Raw genomic sequence first — 17,008 nt, forward strand, 5'->3', positions numbered from 1 at the left:
GCGAAGATGATCGACCGTGCCGCCTTCTTCATCGGCTGTCTAGCGCTCGTTTCATCGAGTGCAAGTTATGCGGCGACTCCGGAGCTTCGTGTCGCGCTCGCTGAGGAACCCGACTCGGTGAACCCGCTCACCGGCACGCTGGTAGTCGATAACGATATCTCTGCGCTCGTTTATGACGGGCTGACGCGCTTCGATGACCGTCGCAATCAGATCCCCGACCTTGCCGAAGCCGTTCCAACGCTGAAGAATGGGGGCATTTCAGCGGATGGGAAGGTGCTGACCTATCACCTCGTGCGGAATGCGCGTTGGCATGATGGCGTGCCGGTGACATCAAGGGACGTAGCCTTCTCGCTGGCCGCCTATCGCAATCCGAAACTGAACGCCGGCAGCAACAGCCACTTCGACAATATCGTTCGCATCGAAACGCCGGATAAGCGTACGGTACGGATCGTCTTGACGCGTCCCTGGGCGCCAGCCCTTACGGCCTTCGCCGGTGGAAGCAACGGAGTCGTCCTGCCGGAGCACTTACTTTCGGCGAAAGCTGATCTTAATCGCGTCGATTTCGTCGACCCCGAATTCGGCAGCGGTCCCTACAGCCTGACCGCCTGGCATCGCGGCAGCGACATGACATTCGCGGCAAATCCCTCGTACTTTCGCGGTGTGCCGCACATCGCCCGAATACGCCTCGTCTTTCTCGAGAACGGCAACACCATGGTCACGGCGATACGATCCGGCGCCATCGATCTCGCCGACAACGTCAGTGTGTCCACGTACGAAGCGGCGCGCGGTGCGCCGCTAAAGACGGAAATGAACGCTCGATCGAGCTGGGATCACCTTACGTTCAATACAAGTAAAGGTCCACTTGCCGACGTGCGTGTTCGGCGTGCGCTCTGTTATGGCTTTGATGCTGATCGAATATTTACGACCATCTACCACGGTCTCGGTGTGCGAGGTCCCGTTGCAGAAAACCCAAGGACGAGCTGGTATGATAGTCAGCTACACTATTACGCCTACTCTCCTTCAAAAGCCGCCGCGTTGCTTGACGCCGCAGGATGGCATTTGGGTTCAGATGGTCTGCGAGAAAGAGACGGCCGTCCTCTAAGCCTGACCTTCGTTACGACGGCCGGAAACCAAACGCGCGAGCAAGCCCAGATATTCTTGCAGAGCTCATGGCAACAAATTGGAATAGGGACAATCATCAAGAACGCGCCCGCTGCCGTACTCTACGCTCCGGCGTCGAGCGGAGGCCTGGTCTATAGCGGCAAGTTTGATGTTGCGCTCAACGGCATCGTCAGTGCGGCTGATCCGAGTCTCTGGGATATCAACAGTTCGGATGCAGTGCCACCGAAGGGGCAGAATCTCTCGTGGTTCGCAGACCCCGAGCTCACGTCCCTCGAAAATCGCGCGGCTTCAACTTATGATGTCGCGTCGCGAAAACGACTGTACGATCACATCCAAGAAATCGAACTGTCGGATCTTCCGTACTACGTGCTGAGATGGAATGAGATCATTTCAATGCACGCTCCTCGTCTGCACGGCGTCCACCCGAGTATGACGGAATCCACGTTCTGGAATGTCGCATCATGGTCTTGGAACTAGTGCGCCCATCATCGCAGAGCGCCTTCACTGACATGGAAACGGATATTCTGCACGTACTTAGGTCACGAGTGGCGCAGATCATCACATTTGACCAATTCGAACGTGCTCTAGCCCGGCCTCCCGCGTCGCGCCGCGCGCTTGCCGTCCACATTTGCGCGATCCGACGGAAGGTTGAGGAGCATCCACATTGGCCTCGTCACGTTCTCACGGTTCGTGGGAGAGGATACGTATTCCGCAACTAGGGAGGGCGGGATGCTAAGAATAGTCGCCAAAGCCCGCATGCGCGAGATGATCGGGATATTGCGGGAGCACTGCGTCGCCTTCAATCAGCTCGTGCTTCGGTCAGACCATCTCGAAGACAGGGATGGTGACAGCATTGTACGCGCTCTGCAGCACGACATTGCCGATCTGCGTCGCATAGGCATGCCCGATGCCAGTGTACGGATCGCACTCGGCGGAGCCATTCTCGCGGAACTATTATCCGCAAAGAATTGGGCCGACTCGACGCTGCCTCGAGCTCAACGCCGCGATTCTTAGTCGCCAGGCTTTTGCCGAACGCGAAGGTGACCGAATTCTTTTACGCTTTAGGGTCCTGTTCAAGCGGATGAGGCGCGCGGGAGTATCAGAGATGCGTGTCAGGACAGCACGAGCCGGCGCCGTCCTCGCCGAGTCGATGCATAACAACGCCAAAGACATTCAGTAAACCGGCTTGCCATGCCTAGATAAAATCAATGAGTAACTCAACTCCTAGGCGACAACTGCGGCGTGTCGAATTGGTTATACCTTACCAGGTGCTTTACGCGGCGGTTTGGCCGCAGATGGTTCGTAAAGCACCTGCATCGCGTAAGCTAATTCGCGACCATTTCACTCGTGTCTCTGGGTGCCACGTTTATAATCCCGTTGTACACCAGGGGGCAGGCGGAATGTCAGGGTTAACCCCGTCACTTGAGCAATTCGAGGATGTGGGTGCGCGGACGAACGTCCGAAGCACGACGCGCGTCGTATCCGCGTCCGGCGCGCACCGAGAAATCATGTGTGCCGGCGCCAGACCGCTCTCTCGGGGCGGGTTAGGCTACGACCAAATGACTTTCGACATCGGTAACGCCGGGAACGGACCAGGCCGCTCTTCTCGCCGCGTCGAGATCCGTCCAGGAGTGGACGCTGCCGCGCAAGACCACGCTACCGTTCTGGGCTTGGATCTGGATGTGGCTGGCTTCTTGTTCGACGGTGCGTTCGAGTTCGCGACGAATTCGGTCGCGCACGTCGGCCACTTTCGGCGTTGCCTTGATCGTGATGTTGTTCGTTACCCCGATAACGCCGCTGAGGTACTTAACAGCGCGCTCGGCTTCATCCCTTTGAAACTGCCAATCGACGGAACCGGAGAGCGTAAGCCAACCGCTATTAACAACGACCTTGATGCCCTCGGGCAAATCACTGTGCCAGGATAAAGCCTTCGTTGCCGACTCGGCGATATCGGTGTCGTCGCGCCGGTGTAATGCGGCTAGTTCTACCTTCAGTTCGTTCGCGATCGCCCTTACGCCGGTGACGCGCTTGACCGCGCTTTCGGCCTCGATCTTCTGCCAGTAGCTTGGAACGGTTCCGGTCAGCGTAACCGCACCATCGTGAACGGCAACGGCGATGCGTTTGGCATCGAGGCTTGGATCGGTAACGATCTCTTCTGCCACATCGGCATGTAGCTGTGTGTCTGACTTCATGGTCGCCTCTTCACTGAATGCGAGTATGATAGGCATCGATGGTGCGGCTTTGCGATGCGCTCGTCAATAAACTACAGAGCCTAGGATTGCCAGTTGTGCGAGTAACGGTCCTACGTCTTTAAATCGATTGACGACCGGCTTCCAGCAGCGCGACACTGGTAGCATGATGAAAAAAGCTGGAGTAGTCGCGACGTTCGCGATGCTCGTTCTTGCTTGCGAAACCATTGTCGCGGCACCGGGAGCCGAACTCGTGGGAGCGGTTACCCCATCCGCGCCGGCCGCCGGTCAAATTCCGCTCGGAATAACGATCATCGAGATGCGCGCGGTCGTCGCGGGTTGGAGCGTCAAGAAGGATGTGTTCGGGAAACACGTTCAAAACGATCGCAAAGAAGATCTCGGCAAGATCGAAGATATCATCATCACACCGGAAGACCAAGCGGCATTTGCGATTGTCGGCGTTGGAGGATTTCTCGGGATTGCTGAGCGCCGCGTTGCGATTCCGATGCGGAACTTCAAGGTCGTGGGCGATCATTTTTTGTTGAAGGGTGCAACCAAAGATGTGTTGCGCGGAATGCCGCCCTTCATCTATACCCACTAATGCCTGCAGGTGCGGCGAGGAGAGCGACCATCGCGACGAGCGTCTCGATCAGGGCGACCTCGATCGGCAGATGCGCCCGCGGTTCGGTCCACGAGCAACTCATCACTCCGCGGCACGTGCCTTTCTCGAACAACCCGGTCACTAACTCGCTGCGCTGGAGCAGACGGCAATTGTAGGACTGGTAGGCGGCGGCGGGCACATCGTGCATGCCAGCCGTTTGGCGTCCGTCCAACGTCTTCACGCGAACCGGATGAGCTGCGTCCCGCATCGCCGAATGTGGATTCGGCGAATCTTCGCAAAGGACGACGGCACCGCTGCGAACGGAATCGTTCATATCGAGCATGCATTGCGCTAGTGCGGGTCCCACGAAGCTCGCGCGCGGCCCGATGGCGAAGGTGCGGGGCGGGGCGAAGCTGTTTTGTACGCTGGCGATGGTCACGCAGGTCGGCGCGATGAGCGCCTGCGTCGCCTCGACGACCGCTCCGCTGGCTTCTTCGAACGAGTTGGCGGCCGCCAAGCGCCGCGCGAAATCGCGCGCCTGCGACACGTAATGCATTACCCCGTCGCGGATGTTTGCTTCCAAGATCCGAGCTGCGTAGCTAACGTCCGGCAATGCCAGCCGAAACAGCGTCGCTTGCTCCTGATCGGTGAGTCGCAATGCGGATGCGACCCGTTGGATGAAGGCCGGAGAAAAACTGCGTCGCGAGTTGCCGCTCTCGAACTGCTCGTACCAACCGGTTGAGACTTCCGCCAGCTCGGCAACTTCCGTCGATCGCAGGCCCGGGACCCGGCGCGGGCCGCGCGACGGCAAGCTTACGTCAGCCGGGTGCAGCCGCGCGCGCCAATTTCGAAGAAGTTCCCGCAGCTCCCCGTGTTGCTCGTGCATAGGCACATCGGGACCTCAGTGATGAAGAGGGGCCCCAATTATAACATGCAAGGCGGTCAACCACCCGGTCTTTTTTATTGTACGCAAGCGGACGCTCGAAGTAATTATTCCCCCTACTCGTGGTCAGGTGTACTAAAGCTGCCGCGGTGCTATCCTGCCAGGAAAATGCCAAAAGGGAGCTTGACAGATGGGCCTCGTTGCACGCCCGCCCCGCAACGAAGAACTCGGAAAATTTCTGCTGAGCAGACGGGTGCGGCTGAGCGCGGAGTCGAGCGGTTTGCCGGTGCTGCGCTCGCGCCGGCGAACGCCGGGCCTGCGGCGCGAAGACGTCAGTTCGATCGCGGGAATTTCGACGGCCTACTACGCTTGGATCGAGCAAGGCCGGCCGTTCGACATTTCGGCCGACGTGCTCTATGCCATCGCCGGCGCGCTGCAGCTTAGCGATGTCGAGACGAGCTACATCTTTTTGCTCGGCGGCAAAGCCGAGGTGCGGCCCAAGTCACCGCAGGCACCGCCGTGGAGTGACGACATCATGCAAGTCGTCACCGGTTTCGAAAGCGGCCCGGCATTGGCCCTTACGTCCTGGCTTGACGTGCTCGGCGTCAATGCGATAGCCAAAGAACTTTTTGAGTTTGAGCCCGGAACGAACCTCGCGTGGTGGCTCTTCTGCGCGAAAGGCGTGCGCGTCAAACCCTGCAATTGCAACGACGTCTCGGTGGCGCTGGTCGCGCTCCTGCGCCGCAATCGCGCGCGCGAGTCCGATCCCCGCCAGTTCAGCGAACTCATCGAACGTCTGCGTGCGGAAAGCCACGACTTCGCGCTCTTGTGGGATGGGCACGTCGTCGACTCGTCGCCGCTCGTCGACGTCGAATTCGATCGTCCCGCCGAGGGCCGCATCGCCTACCGGGCCATGTTGCTATGTGATTGCGTCGCCTCGAGGCAGTTCGTTATCTTGATGACGCCCATTCCGAACCGGTAGACGAAGCCGCGCTCTACGGGAGATTCCTTGAACTCGGCATCGATAACGTCCGACCGCTGCGCGTTCGCGTTTCCGGCGCCCAGGCGCTGATTTATGTTTTGGCGTTTACACCGACGCCGCAACGGGCGATTTGGCGACCCTACGCATCCGAATCGCCGCCACGAGCAACAAGATACCAAAGGCGATCGCGTACGCACCGGTCATGATCACCCAGACGAAGAGTCCGATCAGCGGCAGTGCGGCCATCGCGATGCCGAAGACGATCGAGACGATACCGCCTAGCCCTAAGACAATCTCCGGGCCGAGGGTGCGACGGAGAAGAAACGCACTGGTAAGTTCGAGGATCCCCGTCACGATCGCCCACGCCGCGATCGTGTAGACCCACGCAAGTGCAGTGAGCCCCGGCCACAAGAACGTAATCGTTCCGATTGCTATGCCAAGGAGGCCCTCGAGGAGCAGCATCACCCAATGCTCGCGTTCGTGCCGGAAACGGATCGCAGCAATAAGCGCGAACGCACCGTCGACAAACATGTAGGCGCCGAAGAAGAGGATCAACACGGCCAGCGTGACGCCCGGCCAGACGAGCGCCGCAACCCCGAACATCACGCCGAGCAAGCCGCGCAAACCCAAGAGCCACCAGAAGCGCGCAAGGCGAGCGATCGCGGGCGCGATCACGTCGCCTCGATCGGGATTTTCTTCGCAGCGATGGGACTCGTCGGCTGCAGCGTTATTTTTAGAATGCCGTTCTCAAAGGTCGCCTTCTCGGAGTAACGCCGTTTGCGGTCTTCCTGTTGTTCGTCGTGCTGGCCCGAAAGGGTCACCTGATTGCTCGTGACTACTGTCATGATGGGATCCTCCGCTGAATTAGCGTCACGGTTCGTGTCGCCATGGTCTGACGTTGCATTGGCGTGTCAATCGAGTAGCGTTCATTGGAATGGGCGTCCTAGGGTTGAGCCGGCTCGGCTTCACGCCCATACGGAAGCCGGGTCATCTCCAGATGCAACTGACGGTCGATGACGCCGGGCAGGAGATAGACGATGGGGATGATCGCATACGTTACGATGCTCAGGAGTGGATCGACGAGGACGAGCGCGGTTGCGAAGACGTATGACATGGGGTAACCCAATGTCCAGAGGCTTGCATCGCGGATAAATCGGCGATCGATGCGCGGTTCGGTGCGGAAGTACTGCCTGATGGCATAGAACCACAGGGCGCTGAAGATGAACCCCGCCGCGGCCATCGTGCTGCCGAAGAGGATCACAACCGCGCGGTTGCGACCGTATTGCGCCATCAGCGCTGTCGGATAGGGGATGAATGCGACGCACATCAGCAAACCGAGATTGATGATGAGCGACACGCGATCGACCTTTTTCAGGAAGTGGAAGAGCGCGTGGTGATTGACCCATAACACGCCGATGATTGCGAAGCTCGTCGAGTAGCCGAGGAGCTGCGGCCACAACCAGGCAAGCCGTTCCGTCGACTGGATCGCCGTCATGCCGGCGAGGTCCGGAAGTCGCAAGTTTACAACCAGCAGTGTCGATGCGATGGCAAAGACGCTGTCGCTAAAGGTCTCGAAGCGACCGACGTTCATCAGCGCCGGCGGTGGAAGGTGCAGGTCTGGTCGCCGCACCTACTCAGCGGCGGCCGATGTATGGGTGACCGACAGCCATGGGAATGCGCGGCACCCGACCGTGTACCGGAACGGGGTGAAACGGCCGGCGCATGACGGCTCCGCCGTTTACCACGAGGCTGAACGAAGGTCCGTAACCATACGGGAAGCCGGGATACCACCAACCGGGTCCATAGTACACTCGCAGCGGACGCGAAACGTAGTGATACGGCGTGTCGATCTCATTTGCTTCGAACCACGAACCGGCGTTGTAGCCGAAGATCGTGACCTGCATTCCCTGCGCAAGTGTCAATCCGATCGGGTTGATGATCGTGCCTTGATGCAGGTGCACGTCATCGATGAATCCACGGTCGTCGCGGACCGTGATGGTGTACTTACCGTCGATCGAAGCGATGTGCCCGTTGATCACGTCGTCGCTGTTGGGAGACGTGGGGCGTGTGTACGAGGGAGCCTGCGCAACCGCAGCGATTGGGGCTAAGGCCGCTCCAAGCGAGAAGCTCGCCAGGCGACCGAGAAGCTCTACACGTGCTAACATGCTTTCGATGTAACGCACCGCTCGACCGCGGTCAAGAAAGGCTCGCTCCTATGATCGGCCGTACTACGTGAGATCGCCGGGATCGCGTCTTGGTAGCATGCCGCCGCGCCGCCGGCGCATCGTCGCCATCTTCTGCTCGTGAAGCATCAAGGGAGCTCAATTTGAGCAGGCAGCGATGCACGGATCTATGTGACATACCATGCGAAAGGAGGCGCCAGTTGTCTCTGTTTTGGTTCTCCAACCGGATGGAAGTGACGGCGTCCAGATTGTTTCGACCGTCTGCCCAGTCTCGCCTTAGGATTAGCGAGACTCCGATCTACTAAAGTACATTTGGACAGATCGTCAACGGAAGAGAAAAGACGTGCGGCCGATGCTCCAATCGGGAATAAGCCGAAGCAGATCCTCGAAACTCAAACCGGACGCCTCTAAGATAGCGCTTGCCGTTCCAGGTTTGAGGTTTCCGCCATGGATAGGCACGATTGCGCGGCGTCCACCCTTACCGAAAATCAGGTGCGAGCCTTTTTGTCTTAGCTGCGTAAACCCGGCTCGTGATCGCGTTCGCGTACATCCTATGTGCCGGGCAGCGTCATGCCGTGGCCCCATGTGTCCGGCGGCGAGAGATCGTAGCGGATCGGCGTCGCTTCCATCGGAATGCGCCCTTTCCCGAACACGTCATCGCCGGCGCGGATCAAATGGTCGGCAATGCGCGCGGCGAGCGCCATAATCGTCAGGCCCGGATTTGCCGATCCTTGTGTGGGCAAAATGCTGCCGTCGCATACGAATAGGTTGCCGACGTCGTGCGTGCGACCAAAGCCATCGACGACCGAAGTGTCGGGGTCTTTTCCCATGCGCGCAGCGCCGACGAGGTGCGCGTAGCGCGCTTCCTGTACGACTTCGCGAGCGCCGGCTGCCCACATGATCTCCATCGTTTTACTTGTTCCGAATTCGATCAACTTCGTGTCGTTGTCGTGCAGAGCGAACGTTGTTGTTGCGACGGGAATGCCAAAGCGGTCGCGCTCGTCAGCGAGTTGCACTCGGTTCTCCGCATGCGGTAGGATTTCGCCCAGAAATCCGAACGCCGCCCAATGGTTGTAATCCATCATCTCGCGGCGCAGGCTCCAACCCCACGCTCCCTTTGCATTGGCGAGTTGCTTCGCGAACGCGATCGGCAGCGGTCCCACGGTTTGGATCGCAAAACCACGCGCGAAGTCGCGATTGGGATCGGTCTCGTAGAATTCTTCGGTAAGCGCATGCGCGGGCGGCGCTTTGTACATGCGAATCGGATCATCAAAGCGACCGGCGATCACGTTACCCGCCTGCGCCATGAGGTAACGACCGACGGTGTCGCTAGAATTTGCCAGGCCGTTTTCGAAACCGTCACACGCTGAATTGAGCAACAAACGCGGTGTTTCGATCGCATAACCCGCAACGACGACGGCGCGCGCTCGTTGGACGTGTTCCTTTCCGTCGGCATCGAAGTAGCACACCCCGGTCGCGCGCCGATCGTTCCCAACGAGCACACGGGAGACCATACTGTTGGGCCGGATTTCGGCCCCGTTCGCGATCGCGTCCGGCACGTGGGTGATCAAGGTGCTCGCCTTCGCTCCGACTTTGCATCCTTGAATGCAGAAGCCGCGATAGATGCAGTGGGGTCGCTCGCCGCGGGACGCGCTGAGTATGGCTACGGGTCCGCCGGCCGAGACGCCGATGCCGAGCGCCGTGCAACCGCGAATCAACGCGTCTCCCACACCGCCCATCGGGTGGGGCGCGAACGGATAGCCGTGCGGATCGCCCCATGGGTAGCGCGCCGGCCCCGCAACAGGCAGTTCCAATTCCAGCAGTTCGTAGTATGGCTTGAGATCTGCGTACGTCAGCGGCCAATCTGCGCCAACGCCGTCGAGCGTATACGTATGAAAATCGGATGGATGAAAACGCGGCGTGAACGACGCCCAGTGCACGGTGCCGCCACCGACGCCTTTCCCGCTGTTGTTCGCGCCGAATGCAAGCGGATGATCGCCGCCCGTTATGCGCAGGTCGTTCCAATACAGGTTACGCGCGCCTTTTTCATCGCTCACCCAATCGCGTTCGGTATTCCATAGTGGTCCAGCATCGAATGCCACCACACGAAATCCGGCGCGCGCGAGTCGCTGAGCGAGCACGCCTCCACCGGCGCCCGTGCCGACGATCGCATAGTCGACCTCCTCGCTCGCCGTAAAGCGTCGCATCGGCACGTCGAGTTTCTGCATCGCTCCGAGTATGTGCGGTTTTCCAGCGGATGCGCCGAAGGCGCCAAAGAGCGGACCTCTAATGTGATCCGCACTCAGCCGAAGCCGACCACGGCGGCGCCGCCCACGGATAGCGCACCTCGTCCACTTCCCAAGCCTCGGGCTCGCCGTTCTCCAGCCGCATGTATGCGCGCGGATATGCAGGACCGCCGAATCCGATCTCGTCCCATGCATATGGGTGGGAGTAATACGCTTCGGCGCAATCCGAAAGCAACAGCATCCAAAACCGCTTAGGCGGCATCCGCTGCCACGCGACATGATCGACAAGAGGTTTCCCGTCGAGCAGCGACCGCAACAGTTCGTCTTGTTGCAATAGCGTTGTTGCGACGAAGGCGCGCTTGAATGCGGTTTGCGCGGATTCATCGATAGCGCCTAGGCCGAGAAGGTAGGCTTCTGGATCGGGCGGCATGTCGTCGTACCGATAACCGTCACCTTCGTTCGCCGCCAGCCGCCGATCGATGTGCGGTACGATCGGAATGCGATGCGCCGGGTCGCGGTCATCTTGCGGAATAACCCGTGCGCAGATCGCTTCAAGTAACTGTGTGTGCGCCACATCGAAGAAGCGAGAGGGCGGTACGTTCTGCACGCGATCGAGAATGACGGAGCGCGTTTTTGCATCCCAATAGTTCTGTTGGGCGAGCGTGCTGAAGTTCGGATAATATCCCGGCTGTTCACGCTGAGGTAGTGGCTCGCCGGTGCGTGGATCGACCGGCCGCGGATCGGGGGGATTGCGTTCGCTCATGCGCATTCTCTGCGCAAGAGGCTCGACAGCAATCCAAGAAAACCGCTCGCGGCAAACAGCAAGGGAGCAAAGATCGGCGGTCCGTAGACGACATTGTAGAAAAGTAATGCGCGACCGCCTGGCCGACGTAGCACGCCGCGAACGTGATAGAAGAAGCCCACTGATCCGTCGATGACGGCGAGCGCCGAGATTGCCGGCAGCCATGTGTGCGCCACCCGGACGCGCGCGGTCGCGCCGCCCGCAGCAAGCATCAACAACGGCGCGACGACCACCGGCGTCCACTGTGCGCGATTGCGGAAGTTGTTCTTGTAATGCGAGTACCACGCTTCGAAGCCGCTAAAGCCCGCCGCGACGACGGTCGCGACGCCTAGATGTTTCTGAAAGCGGCCTTCGCGTCGATCTTGCCGTGCGTCGATCGCCTCGTGTTTCCCGCGCAAACGGGCTGCCCAGTGCTGCGCGTGCGCGGCATATGGAAGACCGGTCCCTTCGTCGTCACCGGCTCGCTCTAGCCGCGATGCGATGATGCCCAAGTAGGCGCTTGTTGCGAACAGAAGGGGAGCGAAGATCGGCGGACCCATCACGATATTCACGATTGGTAAGCGCCAGCCGCCAGGTTTCCGTGCGATTCCGCGCATGTGAAAGTAGAAGCCGAGCGTTGCATCCGCGCCTGTGAGGATGGAGATGAACGGTAATACGGTTCGAGCTGCGACTGCGTTGCGAAAACCGGCCAAGCCGGCAATCGCTAGCGCTCCACTCAAGATGACGGGCGTGACCATGATTCGCCGGCTATAGCCGCCGCGATAATGTTCGTAGGCGACTTCGAGCCCACTCAATACGCTTGATGCGCTGGCAATGAGCGACAGCCAGCGTTGAAAGCGGCCCTCGCGTATCCCCTTCGTGATTGCTTCGGCGTCCTCTAAGAGCGGGGGATCCGTAGAGTTGTCGGTCACGTTCGCTTCCGGAAGATCGATGATAAACGCGTCTTACCCAGTTTGTTTGTGCACGTGCGGCGTTAATAGCGAAAATAGTCGGGTAAGGTGACTACATTCGCCTTCCGGGGGGGTTCGTGCCGCAATGACCGTCAGTGATTTCATTCTCCAACGCGTGCATGCTTGGGGGATTCGCCGTATCTACGGTTATCCGGGTGACGGCATAAACGGAATCATGGGCGCCTTCGACCGGCTCGACGGTGCGATGGATTTTATCCAAGTTCGGCACGAAGAGATGGCCGCGTTCATGGCCACAGCGGATGCAAAGTATACGGGCGACGTCGCTTGTTGTCTCGCCACGTCGGGCCCTGGCGCAATCCACTTGTTGAACGGTCTGTATGACGCGAAGATGGATCATCACCCGGTCGTAGCGATCGTCGGTCAAGCGGCGACGACGGCAATCGGGGGTAACTACCAGCAAGAAGTTGACTTGCTCAATCTCTTTAAAGATGTGGCGTCGGAATACGTCTACCAGATTTCAAGTCCGATGGCGGCACGTCACATCGTGGATCGCGCTTTCCGGATCGCCCACGCCACGCGGAGCGTCACGTGCATCATCGTGCCGAAAGACATTCAAGAGATGGATGCGGTGGAACATCCGCCGCACGCCGCGAATATGCTGCAGTCGGGAATTGGTTACCGTGTACCGGTGGTCGTTCCGGCCGAAGTAGATTTGCGCGCCGCCGCCGACATTCTCAACGCGGGCGAACGAGTGGCGATGCTTATCGGTGCAGGTACGCTCGGCGCGGCAGATGAGGTCATGGCCGCTGCCGACCGTTTGCAAGCGGGCGTCGCGAAGGCATTGCTCGGAAAAGCGGCCCTCCCCGACGATTTACCGTATGTGACCGGAACGCTCGGTCTGCTCGGCACCGAAGCGAGTTCGGACTTGATGACGTCCTGCGACACGCTCTTCATGATCGGGACGACCTATCCGTACGCGCAGTTTCTTCCAAAAGAAGGTCAAGCGCGTGGAGTTCAGATCGATCTCGACGGCAAGAATCTGTCGATGCGTTTTGCCAACGAGGTAAACCTCATTGGTGACAGTGCAGCGACGCTGCGGGCACTGCTGCCATTACTCGTGCAAAAAACCGATCCGGCATGGCGGCGGCGCATCGCCGGCAAGCGCGAGCATTGGCAACGTGTCACCGAGGCGCGCGCCGAGGATACGGCCGACCCGCTGAATCCACAAAAGGTCTTCACCGAACTCTCCAAACGCCTCCCCGACAACTGCATTCTTAGCGGCGACGCAGGCACCGCGACGAATTGGTCGGCTCGCGATTTGCAGATGCGTCGCGGAATGAAGTATTCGCTCTCGGGTAGTCTCGCAACAATGGGACCGGCTGTCCCGTACGCTATCGCGGCGAAGTTCTGCTTTCCCGATCGTGTCGCGATCGGCATGACGGGCGACGGCGCGATGCAGATGAACGGCAACGCCGAACTGCTTACAATCGCGAAGTACTGGGAGCGATGGACGGATCCGCGGCTCATCATTCTCGTATTGAACAATCGCGACCTCAATCAAGTGACGTGGGAAATGCGTATCGAGTCGGGCGATCCGAAGTTCGATGCATCCCAGCAGCTGCCGGATTTTCCGTACGCTAGGTACGCCGAGTCGATCGGCCTGAAGGGAATCCGCGTGGATCGCCCCGAGGAAGTTGGTGCTGCGTGGGAGGCCGCGTTGTCGGCAGACCGGCCCGTCGTATACGAAGCCTACACCGATCCGAACGTCGCCATGATTCCGCCCCATATCTCGTTCGAGCAAGCGAAAAACTTGACGAAAGCCCTGATCAAGGGTGACCCGGACGAAATGCGAGTGATCGCGGAATCGGTGAAGAGCGTAGTTTCCGGTATCTTCGCGCATGGAGACAAGCGGTGACCACGACGGAAACGCCGCCGCATTCGAGCACGGCGGCGCCGATCGGCCGATTGAACGTGCGTGCGTTTCGCGTGCCGACGGAAGGCGCTCCGGAATCGGACGGAACGCTCGTGTGGGATGCGACGACCATGGTCCTCGTCGAACTCGAGGCCGGCGGTTGCACGGGCATCGGTTATACGTACGCCGACACCGCGACGGCGGCGCTGATTCGCGACACGTTGCACGACGTGGTCATCGGTGCAAACGCTTTCGAGCATGGTGCAATCTGGTCGAGCATGGTCGCGAAGATTCGCAATCTTGGTCGAGAGGGCATTACAGCGATGGCAATCTCGGCAATCGATATCGCTCTGTGGGATCTGCGTGGCAAATTGCTCGATACGCCGGTCGCCGCGCTTCTGGGCCAGGCGCGCGAGCGCGTTCCGGTCTACGGTAGCGGCGGATTCACGTCATACGATATAGCTGCGCTCGCGTCTCAGCTCGGCGGCTGGGTCGCTTCCGGAATTCCGCGCGTCAAGATGAAGATCGGACGTGACCCCGCCGCCGACGTACGCCGGATCGCTGCGGCGCGGCGTGCGATCGGCGACGACGCCGAACTCTTCGTTGACGCGAACGGCGCATATGTCGTGAAGCAGGCGCTTGATCTGGCGGCGCAATTCAAAGCGTCTGGCGTCACCTGGTTCGAGGAGCCGGTTTACCATCAGGATTTTGATGGTCTCGCTGCCGTTTGCGAACGTGCGCCGGCAACGATGGAAGTCGCGGCCGGGGAATATGGGTACGCGCCGTACCACTTCGCGCGCATGCTCGAAGCGCGCACCGTGGACGTTCTTCAAGCCGACGCGACGCGCTGCGGCGGCTTCACTGGCCTACTCGCCGTCGACGGCCTGTGTCAGAGCGCGCTCGTGCCGCTTTCGACACACTGTGCGCCCTACGTTCACTTGCACGCGGCTTCAGCCGCGAAAATGCTGCGCCACATGGAATATTTTTTCGACCACGTGCGCATCGAGCGCATGTTCTTCGATGGTCCCGTGAAACCGGTGGCAGGAACGTTGACGCCGGATCTCACGCGTCCCGGTATCGGGCTCGAATTTCGCCGCAGCGATGCGGCGTCGTACGAAATCTAGTCATTGCCGGCGAGGATCGTTCTCTTGGGCGGCGGTTTCGCCGGTGTGACGGCCGCGCGTGAGCTCGAACGGCGCGCGCCTGCGGACGTTCATATCACGATCGTGAGCCGCGATAATTTTCAGCTGTTTACGCCGATGCTCCCGGAGGTCGCAAGCGGTTCGCTCGACATGCGTGCCATCGTGCAGCCGCTCCGCGTAACCCTCAAGCGCACGGAGGTCGTGTTGGGCGAAGTATCGGCGGTCGACCTCGGAGCGCGTAATGTCACCGTTGACCTCGACACGCTCAGAACCAAAACGACGTTGCCCTTCGATCACCTCGCATTCGCTCTGGGATCGGAATCGAGCGCGCATGGCATTCCTGGAATCACCGAGCATTCGTACTTTCTTAAAACGCTGCCGGATGCTGCGCGCCTGCGAGCGCGCGTTGGTGAAGCGTTCGAAGCGGCAGCCGCGGAGCACGATCGCGTCGAGCGCGACCGGTGGCTGCGTTTCGTCATCGTCGGTGGCGGTTTCACCGGCGTCGAAGCGGCCGGCGAGCTTGCCGGTTATCTAAAGCGGCTGCATCGCTATTACCCTGCGCTGCACGACTTGATGCCGGAAATCGTCGTGGTCGAGAGCGGCCAACGGCTGCTCGAACGACTCGTGCCCGAGTTCGGCAGACGCGCCGCGGCATCGCTGCGTGCGCGCAATGTCCGCATCGAGCTCGGGGAGGATGTCGCATCCGGAGATGCCGACGGCCTTTCACTCAAAAGCGGCAAGCGCTTCGATAGCCGCACCATCGTTTGGACCGCGGGTGAAAAGCCGGCGCCGCTGCTGCAGAAAATCGGCTTGCAAACCTCTGAAGAGGGCGCGCTGGTCGTTGGTGACGATTTGTCCGTGCCTGGTGTCGCCGGCATTTGGGGTATCGGGGATTGCGCGCGCATTCCCAAACGCGGTGGTGGTGACGTAGCTCCATTGGCCCAGAACGCCGTGCGCGAGGGCCCGCTGCTTGCGCGTAATATCGTCGCCACGCTGACGGGCGAACCATTGAAGCCATTTACGTATCGTCCGCTCGGCATGATGGCTTCGCTCGGCGACCGTGACGCTGTGGCACAACTGCCCGGTAATCACATGATCGCCGGTTTTCCGGCGTGGCTGATGTGGCGCGCGTACTATCTCGAGCAGTTGCCCGGAGCGATGCGTAAACTTCGTGTCGCCAGCGATTGGATCCTTAACGGCCTGTTCGCTCAAAATGTCGCGCGTTTGCCCTGGATTTCCGACCGCTTGACGGCCGAGGAGAACCATGCTCCTGAAGGATAAGATCGCCATCGTTACCGGCGGCGATACCGGGATCGGCAAGGCCATCTCGCTCGCTATGGCGCGCGAAGGCGCTTCGGTGGTCATCGACTACCATGGTGACGCCGCGCCGGCCAATGCGCTCCTGGAGGAAGTCCACAACCTTGGTGCGCGCGCGATCGCAGTCGAAGCGAACGTGGCGGATCCAGAAGATGTCGAATCGCTGATCGCGGGCGCGGTCAACGCCTGGGGCGGCCTCGACATCTTGGTGAACAACGCTGGAATCGAAGAAAAGCGCCCGTTTCTCGAAACGCCGTTCGAATTGTTCCGAAAAATCATCGACGTCAATTTGGGTGGCGTGTGGCTGTGCACGCAAGCCGCCGCCAAGCAGATGGTGAAGCAAAAACGCGGGGGACGCATCGTTAATATCTCGTCGATTCACGAGGAGCTTGCGATGCCGACCAATGCGCCATATTGCGCGTCGAAAGGCGGCATACGTATGCTGATGCGCACGGTCGCGCTCGAACTTGCAAAGGAACATATTACGGTGAACGACGTTGCGCCGGGCGCTGTCGATACGCCGATGGACGCCGGCCTCAAAGCAAACAAAAAACAATACGAAGCGCTATTGGGAGAAATTCCACTCGGACGGATGGCAAAGCCCGAGGAAGTCGCCGGAATCGTCGTATTTCTTGCCTCCGAAGCGGCGGCGTATATAACCGGCGCTACCTACGCGATCGACGGCGGAATGACGAAACACGCGGGCAGCCTTTGACGC

16 protein-coding genes are annotated in these 17,008 nt (G+C 59.9%); 7 read left to right on the forward strand and 9 right to left on the reverse strand.

The genetic code is table 11. From position 1 onward, the window contains the following. Positions 1-6 precede the first annotated feature (6 nt). Positions 7-1,599, forward strand: coding sequence for a peptide ABC transporter substrate-binding protein (locus VGG22_16820; GenBank protein HEY1730034.1), 1,593 nt, complete (start codon positions 7-9; stop codon positions 1,597-1,599). 1,067 nt (positions 1,600-2,666) lie between these two features. Here VGG22_16820 and VGG22_16825 read toward each other — a convergent pair. Next, complete coding sequence (locus VGG22_16825) at positions 2,667-3,350, reverse strand: BON domain-containing protein (GenBank protein HEY1730035.1); 684 nt, start codon at positions 3,348-3,350, stop codon at positions 2,667-2,669. A 127-nt stretch (positions 3,351-3,477) separates the two neighbouring features. Here VGG22_16825 and VGG22_16830 point away from each other — a divergent pair, with 127 nt between their 5' ends. Further along, positions 3,478-3,912 (forward strand): PRC-barrel domain-containing protein, encoded by a 435-nt coding sequence (locus VGG22_16830; GenBank protein HEY1730036.1) that lies wholly within the window; start codon positions 3,478-3,480, stop codon positions 3,910-3,912. On the opposite strand, the gene VGG22_16835 is transcribed toward VGG22_16830, so the two are convergent. Then, complete coding sequence (locus VGG22_16835) at positions 3,896-4,798, reverse strand: helix-turn-helix transcriptional regulator (GenBank protein HEY1730037.1); 903 nt, start codon at positions 4,796-4,798, stop codon at positions 3,896-3,898. The two genes, VGG22_16830 and VGG22_16835, sit on opposite strands and share 17 nt — an antisense overlap. Before the next feature lie 187 nt (positions 4,799-4,985). Here VGG22_16835 and VGG22_16840 point away from each other — a divergent pair, with 187 nt between their 5' ends. Continuing rightward, on the forward strand, positions 4,986-5,777 hold the full coding sequence (locus VGG22_16840) for a helix-turn-helix domain-containing protein (protein HEY1730038.1): 792 nt from the start codon (positions 4,986-4,988) through the stop codon (positions 5,775-5,777). A gap of 105 nt (positions 5,778-5,882) precedes the next feature. On the opposite strand, the gene VGG22_16845 is transcribed toward VGG22_16840, so the two are convergent. The 7 genes from VGG22_16845 to VGG22_16875 all read right to left on the reverse strand — a co-directional run bounded on the left by VGG22_16845 (position 5,883) and on the right by VGG22_16875 (position 11,919). After that, positions 5,883-6,452 carry a DUF308 domain-containing protein gene (locus tag VGG22_16845; GenBank protein HEY1730039.1) on the reverse strand — a complete coding sequence of 190 codons (570 nt, stop codon included), beginning with the start codon at positions 6,450-6,452 and terminating at the stop codon, positions 5,883-5,885. Further along, positions 6,449-6,622 carry a hypothetical protein gene (locus VGG22_16850; GenBank protein ID HEY1730040.1) on the reverse strand — a complete coding sequence of 58 codons (174 nt, stop codon included), beginning with the start codon at positions 6,620-6,622 and terminating at the stop codon, positions 6,449-6,451. The genes VGG22_16845 and VGG22_16850 overlap by 4 nt, the downstream gene beginning before the upstream one ends. A 98-nt stretch (positions 6,623-6,720) precedes the next feature. Beyond that, positions 6,721-7,407, reverse strand: a complete 687-nt coding sequence (locus tag VGG22_16855; GenBank protein ID HEY1730041.1) for a TMEM175 family protein — start codon at positions 7,405-7,407, stop codon at positions 6,721-6,723. 4 nt (positions 7,408-7,411) lie between these two features. Further along, complete coding sequence (locus VGG22_16860; GenBank protein ID HEY1730042.1) at positions 7,412-7,942, reverse strand: hypothetical protein; 531 nt, start codon at positions 7,940-7,942, stop codon at positions 7,412-7,414. 569 nt (positions 7,943-8,511) lie between these two features. Continuing rightward, positions 8,512-10,188 carry a GMC family oxidoreductase gene (locus tag VGG22_16865; protein HEY1730043.1) on the reverse strand — a complete coding sequence of 559 codons (1,677 nt, stop codon included), beginning with the start codon at positions 10,186-10,188 and terminating at the stop codon, positions 8,512-8,514. Between the two features lie 58 nt (positions 10,189-10,246). Then, positions 10,247-10,969: a gluconate 2-dehydrogenase subunit 3 family protein gene (locus VGG22_16870; protein ID HEY1730044.1), complete on the reverse strand. Its 723-nt coding sequence runs from the start codon at positions 10,967-10,969 to the stop codon at positions 10,247-10,249. After that, positions 10,966-11,919: a hypothetical protein gene (locus VGG22_16875; GenBank protein HEY1730045.1), complete on the reverse strand. Its 954-nt coding sequence runs from the start codon at positions 11,917-11,919 to the stop codon at positions 10,966-10,968. Before VGG22_16875 ends, VGG22_16870 begins: the two co-directional genes overlap by 4 nt. Positions 11,920-12,043: 124 nt before the next feature. Here VGG22_16875 and VGG22_16880 point away from each other — a divergent pair, with 124 nt between their 5' ends. Genes VGG22_16880 through VGG22_16895 form a run of 4 tightly spaced genes read left to right on the forward strand, consistent with a single transcriptional unit; the run spans position 12,044 to position 17,005 of the window. Further along, positions 12,044-13,834 (forward strand): thiamine pyrophosphate-requiring protein, encoded by a 1,791-nt coding sequence (locus VGG22_16880; protein HEY1730046.1) that lies wholly within the window; start codon positions 12,044-12,046, stop codon positions 13,832-13,834. Further along, positions 13,831-14,955, forward strand: coding sequence for an enolase C-terminal domain-like protein (locus tag VGG22_16885; GenBank protein ID HEY1730047.1), 1,125 nt, complete (start codon positions 13,831-13,833; stop codon positions 14,953-14,955). The genes VGG22_16880 and VGG22_16885 overlap by 4 nt, the downstream gene beginning before the upstream one ends. Positions 14,956-14,958: 3 nt before the next feature. Further along, positions 14,959-16,254, forward strand: coding sequence for an NAD(P)/FAD-dependent oxidoreductase (locus tag VGG22_16890; protein ID HEY1730048.1), 1,296 nt, complete (start codon positions 14,959-14,961; stop codon positions 16,252-16,254). Beyond that, positions 16,238-17,005 carry an SDR family oxidoreductase gene (locus VGG22_16895; protein ID HEY1730049.1) on the forward strand — a complete coding sequence of 256 codons (768 nt, stop codon included), beginning with the start codon at positions 16,238-16,240 and terminating at the stop codon, positions 17,003-17,005. The genes VGG22_16890 and VGG22_16895 overlap by 17 nt, the downstream gene beginning before the upstream one ends. The last annotated feature ends 3 nt before the right edge of the window (positions 17,006-17,008 follow it).

The organism is Candidatus Baltobacteraceae bacterium, assembly GCA_036489885.1.
Classification (GTDB): domain Bacteria; phylum Vulcanimicrobiota; class Vulcanimicrobiia; order Vulcanimicrobiales; family Vulcanimicrobiaceae; genus JAFAMS01.

Bases quoted from the DNA above. Each gene is read 5' to 3' on its own strand.
- VGG22_16830 (HEY1730036.1), top strand. From the start codon at position 3,478: ATGATGAAAAAAGCTGGAGTAGTCGCGACGTTCGCGATGCTCGTTCTT.
- VGG22_16865 (HEY1730043.1), bottom strand. From the start codon at position 10,188: ATGCAGAAACTCGACGTGCCGATGCGACGCTTTACGGCGAGCGAGGAG.
- VGG22_16870 (HEY1730044.1), bottom strand. From the start codon at position 10,969: ATGAGCGAACGCAATCCCCCCGATCCGCGGCCGGTCGATCCACGCACC.
- VGG22_16820 (HEY1730034.1), top strand. From the start codon at position 7: ATGATCGACCGTGCCGCCTTCTTCATCGGCTGTCTAGCGCTCGTTTCA.
- VGG22_16825 (HEY1730035.1), bottom strand. From the start codon at position 3,350: ATGCCTATCATACTCGCATTCAGTGAAGAGGCGACCATGAAGTCAGAC.
- VGG22_16850 (HEY1730040.1), bottom strand. From the start codon at position 6,622: ATGACAGTAGTCACGAGCAATCAGGTGACCCTTTCGGGCCAGCACGAC.
- VGG22_16860 (HEY1730042.1), bottom strand. From the start codon at position 7,942: ATGTTAGCACGTGTAGAGCTTCTCGGTCGCCTGGCGAGCTTCTCGCTT.
- VGG22_16835 (HEY1730037.1), bottom strand. From the start codon at position 4,798: ATGCACGAGCAACACGGGGAGCTGCGGGAACTTCTTCGAAATTGGCGC.
- VGG22_16895 (HEY1730049.1), top strand. From the start codon at position 16,238: ATGCTCCTGAAGGATAAGATCGCCATCGTTACCGGCGGCGATACCGGG.
- VGG22_16840 (HEY1730038.1), top strand. From the start codon at position 4,986: ATGGGCCTCGTTGCACGCCCGCCCCGCAACGAAGAACTCGGAAAATTT.
- VGG22_16880 (HEY1730046.1), top strand. From the start codon at position 12,044: ATGACCGTCAGTGATTTCATTCTCCAACGCGTGCATGCTTGGGGGATT.